The 6,110-nt window shown below is 73.1% G+C and carries 5 protein-coding genes; 3 read left to right on the forward strand and 2 right to left on the reverse strand.

Features of this window, described 5'->3' with window-relative positions:
- Nucleotides 1–155: 155 nt before the first annotated feature.
- Nucleotides 156–1,328 (reverse strand): acyltransferase family protein, encoded by a 1,173-nt coding sequence (locus ACYVKY_RS17700; protein ID WP_460436304.1) that lies wholly within the window; start codon nt 1,326–1,328, stop codon nt 156–158.
- A gap of 129 nt (nt 1,329–1,457) precedes the next feature.
- Here ACYVKY_RS17700 and ACYVKY_RS17705 point away from each other — a divergent pair, with 129 nt between their 5' ends.
- Entirely contained in the window at nt 1,458–2,435 is a 978-nt protein-coding gene (locus tag ACYVKY_RS17705) for a PorA family protein (protein WP_460436305.1), read from the forward strand.
- A gap of 6 nt (nt 2,436–2,441) precedes the next feature.
- Here the strand turns inward: ACYVKY_RS17705 and ACYVKY_RS17710 are convergent, their stop codons facing one another.
- Entirely contained in the window at nt 2,442–3,233 is a 792-nt protein-coding gene (locus tag ACYVKY_RS17710; RefSeq protein WP_460436306.1) for a class I SAM-dependent methyltransferase, read from the reverse strand.
- A 193-nt stretch (nt 3,234–3,426) separates the two neighbouring features.
- On the opposite strand from ACYVKY_RS17710, the gene rpsA reads away from it, so the two are divergent.
- Together rpsA and ACYVKY_RS17720 are read left to right on the forward strand one after the other, a co-directional pair.
- Entirely contained in the window at nt 3,427–4,929 is a 1,503-nt protein-coding gene (gene rpsA / locus ACYVKY_RS17715) for a 30S ribosomal protein S1 (protein ID WP_460436307.1), read from the forward strand.
- Nucleotides 4,930–5,017: 88 nt separating this feature from the next.
- Entirely contained in the window at nt 5,018–6,061 is a 1,044-nt protein-coding gene (locus ACYVKY_RS17720; RefSeq protein ID WP_460436308.1) for a class I SAM-dependent methyltransferase, read from the forward strand.
- Nucleotides 6,062–6,110: the final 49 nt, after the last annotated feature.

The raw sequence follows: 6,110 nt of genomic DNA on the forward strand, positions 1-6,110 counted from the left end.
GCGGCCGCGGGTGGTGCCGGTGGCGGCTGCGGCGGCGGGCGCCCTCGCCGGGGCCGAGCGCGTCGTCGACCCGCTGCCGGGGCGCGCCGACGCGATCGACGTGGCCACCCGGCTGCTCGTGCTGCTCGCGCTGGGGCTCGCCGTCGCCCGCGGCGTCAGGCCGTGGGCACGCCGCGCCGGAACCGGTGCGCCCGACGCACCAGCGGCTTCTCGACCAGGTGGTACGTCACGGTCGCCAGACCCAGCGTGACCGGCACGACGACCACCACGACGAACCACAGGTGCCCGCCGAACAGCGGGGTGCCGCTGACCGCGTAGAACGCCTCGAGCACCGGCAGGTGCCACAGGAACACGCCGTAGGACACCTCGCCGAGCCAGCGGCCGACCGGGCCGCCGACGGTGCGGGCGCCGGGGGCGCGGTCGTCGTCGCCGCCGAGCGCGAACGGCAGCACGACCGCGAACGCCACGACGGCGCCGAGCGCCTCCTTGGTCGCGGCCTCCCAGCCGGCGAACGGCTCGAGCGTCATGGGCCCGCCGAGCGGGGTCGTGGCGACGACGAACGCCGCGAGCCCCACGACCAGGCAGGTGCCGGGGTGGTGGCGCGCGAGGTCGTGCAGGCGGCGCGACCAGGGCGCGTCGGGGGCGACCCGGGCCTGGGCGAGCAGCAGACCGGCGCAGAACCAGGACAGGTGCGCCGGCAGCCAGCGCGTGGCGAGCGTCTCGCCGCCGATCGTGACGCCCGCCGCGACGGTGGCGACGGCGAGGCCGGCGAGGGCGAGCAGGCAGACCGCGAGGGCAGGGCGCCGGCGCCGGGCGAGCCACCACGCGAGCAGCGGCAGCGCCAGGTAGAAGGACACCTCGGTCGCGAGGCTCCAGGTCTGCGTGAAGGCGCCGACCATCGCGTCCGGCAGGTAGATCTGCACGAGCAGGACGTTCGCCACCAGGTCGCGGGCGGGGGGCGTGACGACCACGGCGACCACCGCGAGCACCACCCAGTAGAGCGGCAGCACGCGCGCCGCGCGGCGCACCAGGTAGGCGCGGGCGTCGGGCGCGGGCCGGCCCTCGCGCGCCGCCCGCGCGAACGGCAGGTGCAGCAGGTACCCCGACAGCGCGAAGAACAGCGCGACACCCAGGTCGAACCGGCCCAGGACGCGGCCGAGCAGGCCGTCGCCGTAGGCACCTGCCTGGAACCCGACGTGGGTGAGCAGAACCGCCAGCGCGGCGAGGCCGCGCAGCCCGTCGAGCGCCCGCTGCCGGGCCTCGCGGCCGCCCGGACCGGTCGTCGCGGGGTCGGCCGCGACCGGCTCGCGGCGCGCGGTGGACGACATCGGCGGACTTCCTCCGGGCACGGGTTACTTGCTGGTAGGTTGCGCGAGCACACGATGGGGTGGTCGACAGGGTAGGGCGTCAGCACGACGCCGCCCGACCGCCCGCGACGAAGGGCGGACAGGGGAGCGATGCGGCGGATCATCGGCCTGGTGGTGCTGGGCCTCGGGGTGTTCCTGCTGGTGCTGGCGCCGATGCTGAAGTGGTACGCCGCCCCGCGGCTGCTGGTGGCACCGCTCGACCAGTACTCCACCACGGTCTCCGAGGCGAGCGACGTCACCTACCTCGACATCGCCGCCCTCGAGGTGCGCACCGGTCGCGAGTTCGTCGCCACCCGCACCGTGCGCGGCGACGTCGAGGCCGGCGACGCCGACACCGCGGTCTGGGACGTCTTCGTGAAGATCGTCGACCCCGAGAAGCCCGGCGAGGGCGAGGACCAGCTGGTCAGCGCCACCACCGACCGCGTCGCGTTCGACCGCTCCACGTCCGAGGCCGAGAACTGCTGCGGCGAGAACCTCAACGGCGAGCCCACCGAGCACCAGGGCATCGAGTACAAGTTCCCCTTCGGCACCCAGAAGGAGACCTACCAGTACTTCGACACCTCGATCGCCGCCGCCACCGACATGGTCTTCGTGCAGGAGTCCGAGCTCGAGGGCCTGGCGGTCTACGAGTTCGAGCAGGTCATCGAGCCGACGAAGATCGCCGAGCTCGACGTGCCCGGCGACCTGGTCGGCAGCGACGAGGCGACGCTGACCGTCGACCGGTACTACTCGAACACCCGCCACGTCTGGGTCGAGCCGACCACCGGCGTCATCGTGAAGGGCGCCGAGCACCAGATCTCGACCCTGCGCGACGGCGACGACGAGCTGCTGACGATCACCGACGCGCCGCTGGAGTTCAACGAGGCCACGGTGACGGCGCAGGCCGAGACGGCCAAGGAGAACAAGTCGCTGGCCGACCTGGTCACCACGACCGCCCCGATCGGCGCGGCCCTGCTCGGCCTGGTGCTCGTGGTCGTCGGCGTCCTGCTCGCCCGGGTCCGTCGTGACGACGACACGCCCTACCAGGGACGCCGGGCCGCGCGTCCGGTCGACTTCCAGAAGGCCTGACGCGCGTCACGCCAGGCGGGCGACGAACACCGCCGTCCCGGGCAGCAGGCGGCCGCGCAACGGGCTCCAGCCGCCCCAGACCTGGTCGTGGTCGTCGGGCCAGGGCGGCTCGACCAGGTCGAGCAGCACGAACCCGGCGGCCGCGAGGTCGCGCACCCGGTCGCCGAGCGTGCGGTGGTGCTCGGCGTAGGTGACAGATCCGTCCTCGGCGGTCTCGACGTACGGCGTCCGGTCGAAGTACGAGCGGGTGGCCGTCAGCCCGGCCTCGCCCGGGTCGTCCGGGAACGCCCAGCGCACCGGGTGGGTCACCGAGAAGACGAACCGGCCGCCGGGACGCAGCACGCGCGCCACGCCCGCCACCAGCGCGGCGCCGTCCTCGACGAAGGGGACGCCCCCGTAGGCGGAGCAGACCAGGTCGAACGCGCCGTCGGCGAACGGCAGCCGGGCGGCGTCGCCCTGCAGCAGCGGGGGAGGGTCCGCACCCGCCTCGCGGAGCATGCCGATCGAGACGTCGAGCCCGACGACCCGGGCACCGCGGCCGGCGAGCCAGCGGGTCGTCTGCGCCTGGCCGCACCCGACGTCGAGCACGTCGAGGCCGGCGAGCCCGCCCAGCAGACCGGCGTCGGCCTCGTCGAGCCCCTCCGGGCCCCAGACGAACCGGCCGCCGGGCACGTGGCTGCCGAGGAAGCCGCCGTGCTCGTCGGCGTACGCGCCCGCCTCGGCGTCCCAGTAGGCGCGGCCGGCGGCCGAGGAGGCGCCGGCGGGCAGCGGGCGGTAGCCGTAGCGGGGGTCGTCCACGCCCCGATCATGGCCGGTGCGCCGCGTGCTCCGGGCGGCACCCCGCGAGCACGGCGTCCTTTGACCGGCTGAGCACGACGCGGGTAGGCTCGGCGTGCGCACAGAGCGTGCGCAGATCAGTCGTGTCCGCACGACGGGCCGTCCCGATGGCGGTCCGTCCAGACCACCTGCCCGCAAACGGAGCCTCTCCTACATGACCGCCAGTACCACCGCGTCGAGCACCACCCCCCAGGTCGCCATCAACGACATCGGCTCGGCCGAGGACTTCCTCGCCGCCATCGACGAGACGATCAAGTACTTCAACGACGGCGACATCGTCTCCGGCACCATCGTCAAGGTCGACCGCGACGAGGTCCTGCTCGACATCGGGTACAAGACCGAGGGTGTCATCCCCTCCCGCGAGCTCTCGATCAAGCACGACGTCGACCCGAACGAGGTCGTCGGCGTGGGTGACGAGGTCGAGGCCCTGGTCCTCCAGAAGGAGGACAAGGAGGGCCGGCTCATCCTGTCCAAGAAGCGCGCCCAGTACGAGCGCGCCTGGGGCACGATCGAGAAGATCAAGGAGGAGGACGGCGTCGTCGAGGGCACCGTCATCGAGGTCGTCAAGGGCGGCCTGATCCTCGACATCGGCCTGCGCGGCTTCCTGCCGGCGTCGCTGGTCGAGATGCGCCGCGTGCGCGACCTGCAGCCCTACGTGGGCCAGAAGGTCGAGGCGAAGATCATCGAGCTCGACAAGAACCGCAACAACGTCGTGCTGTCGCGCCGCGCGTGGCTCGAGCAGACGCAGTCCGCGGTCCGGATCAACTTCCTGAACACCCTGCAGAAGGGTCAGGTCCGCTCCGGCGTCGTGTCCTCGATCGTCAACTTCGGTGCGTTCGTCGACCTGGGTGGCGTGGACGGCCTGGTGCACGTGTCCGAGCTGTCCTGGAAGCACATCGACCACCCGTCCGAGGTCGTCGAGGTGGGCCAGGAGGTCACCGTCGAGGTCCTCGACGTCGACATGGACCGCGAGCGGGTCTCGCTGTCGCTCAAGGCGACGCAGGAGGACCCGTGGCAGCAGTTCGCCCGGACCCACGCGATCGGCCAGGTCGTCCCGGGCAAGGTCACCAAGCTCGTCCCGTTCGGTGCGTTCGTGCGCGTCGAGGAGGGCATCGAGGGCCTGGTGCACATCTCCGAGCTCGCGGTGCGCCACGTCGAGATCCCCGAGCAGGTCGTCCAGGTCGGCTCCGAGATCTTCGTCAAGGTCATCGACATCGACCTCGAGCGTCGCCGCATCTCGCTGTCGCTCAAGCAGGCCAACGAGGGCGTGGACGCCGACTCCGAGGACTTCGACCCGTCGCTGTACGGCATGGCGCAGGAGTACGACGAGGCCGGCAACTACAAGTACCCCGAGGGCTTCGACGCCGAGACCCAGGAGTGGCTCGAGGGCTACGACACCCAGCGCGAGGAGTGGGAGCGGCAGTACGCCGAGGCCCACGCGCGCTGGGAGGCGCACAAGAAGCAGGTCACCGACGCGGCCAAGGCCGAGGTCGAGGCGATCGAGGCCGGTGGCGAGTCCGCCGCCACCTCGTACTCGTCCGACTCGTCCTCCTCGTCGTCGTCCTCGTCGTCGCCCTCGGCGCCGAAGGACGAGGGCACGCTGGCCTCCGACGAGGCCCTCGCCGCCCTGCGCGAGAAGCTCACCGGCGGCGCCTGAGCCGACGGCTCGACCGCTGCACGACCGAGCCCCGTCACCCCCAGGGTGGCGGGGCTCGGTCGTGCCCGCGGACTTGTAGGGTTCCGGCGTGGATCGCGTCGACAAGGCCATCGGCTCGCTGCAGCTCGACGGGCGGGGGCTGGAGATCGGGCCGTCCTACAGCCCGCTGCTGCCCAAGTCGTCCGGGCGGCGGGTCGAGACCGTCGACCACCTGAGCCGCGACGAGCTGGTCGTGAAGTACCGGGGCTGGGACCTGCCGGAGGAGAAGATCGCGGCGATCGAGGACGTCGACCACGTGTGGTCGGGCGGGTCGCTGCTCGAGGCGATCCCCGACCACGGCGCGTACGACTACGTCATCGCCTCGCACCTGCTCGAGCACACCGTCGACCTGGTCGGCTTCCTGTCCGACTGCGCCGGCCTGCTCGTCCCCGGTGGCCGGCTGGCGCTGGTGCTGCCGGACAAGCGCTACTCGTTCGACCTGTTCCGCCCGCTGACGACCCTCGGCGACGTGGTCGACGCCCACGTGGCGCCCACCCGGTTCCACCCGCCCGGCGCGATGGTCGACCACCAGGCGTACGCCTGCACCCTCGCCGGCTCGGTGGCGTGGGGCCACGGGCAGCAGGGCGACCCGGCGCTGCAGTTCGACGACCTGGCGGGCGTGGAGGAGGCGGTGGCCGACGGCCGCGCGCAGGAGGCGTACCGCGACGTGCACCGGTGGGTCTTCACCCCCGCGTCGTTCCGGCTGCTGCTCGACGACCTGGCCCAGCTGGGGTACCACCGCTTCCGGGTCGTCGAGGAGCACGGCACCGAGGGGTTCGAGTTCTTCGTGACCCTCGAGCTCGGCGACCAGGACGCGCCGCGCGAGGACGGCCGCGACCGGCTGGCGCGGCTGCGGGCGGTCGAGGACGAGCTGGTCGACGCGCTGCTGTCGACGCCCTCCGCCGCCGACCGGCACAGCGAGCTGCTGCGGGCGGGCAGCAGCGAGTTCGACGAGCTGCGGGCGCGGGTCGCCCGGCTCGAGGACGACCTGCGCCGGGCGACCGGCGAGCTCGCCGACGTGCACGCGTCGACGTCGTGGCGGGTCACCTCGCCGCTGCGCCGGGCGACCGCGCTGCTGCACCGGCGCGGCTGACGCGGCGGCCGACGTGCTGCGGGTCGGGCTCACCGGCGGGACCGGGTCG

It is taken from the genome of Angustibacter speluncae (genome assembly GCF_054777815.1).

Bases quoted from the DNA above. Each gene is read 5' to 3' on its own strand.
- ACYVKY_RS17700 (WP_460436304.1), bottom strand. From the start codon at position 1,328: ATGTCGTCCACCGCGCGCCGCGAGCCGGTCGCGGCCGACCCCGCGACG.
- ACYVKY_RS17705 (WP_460436305.1), top strand. From the start codon at position 1,458: ATGCGGCGGATCATCGGCCTGGTGGTGCTGGGCCTCGGGGTGTTCCTG.
- rpsA (WP_460436307.1), top strand. From the start codon at position 3,427: ATGACCGCCAGTACCACCGCGTCGAGCACCACCCCCCAGGTCGCCATC.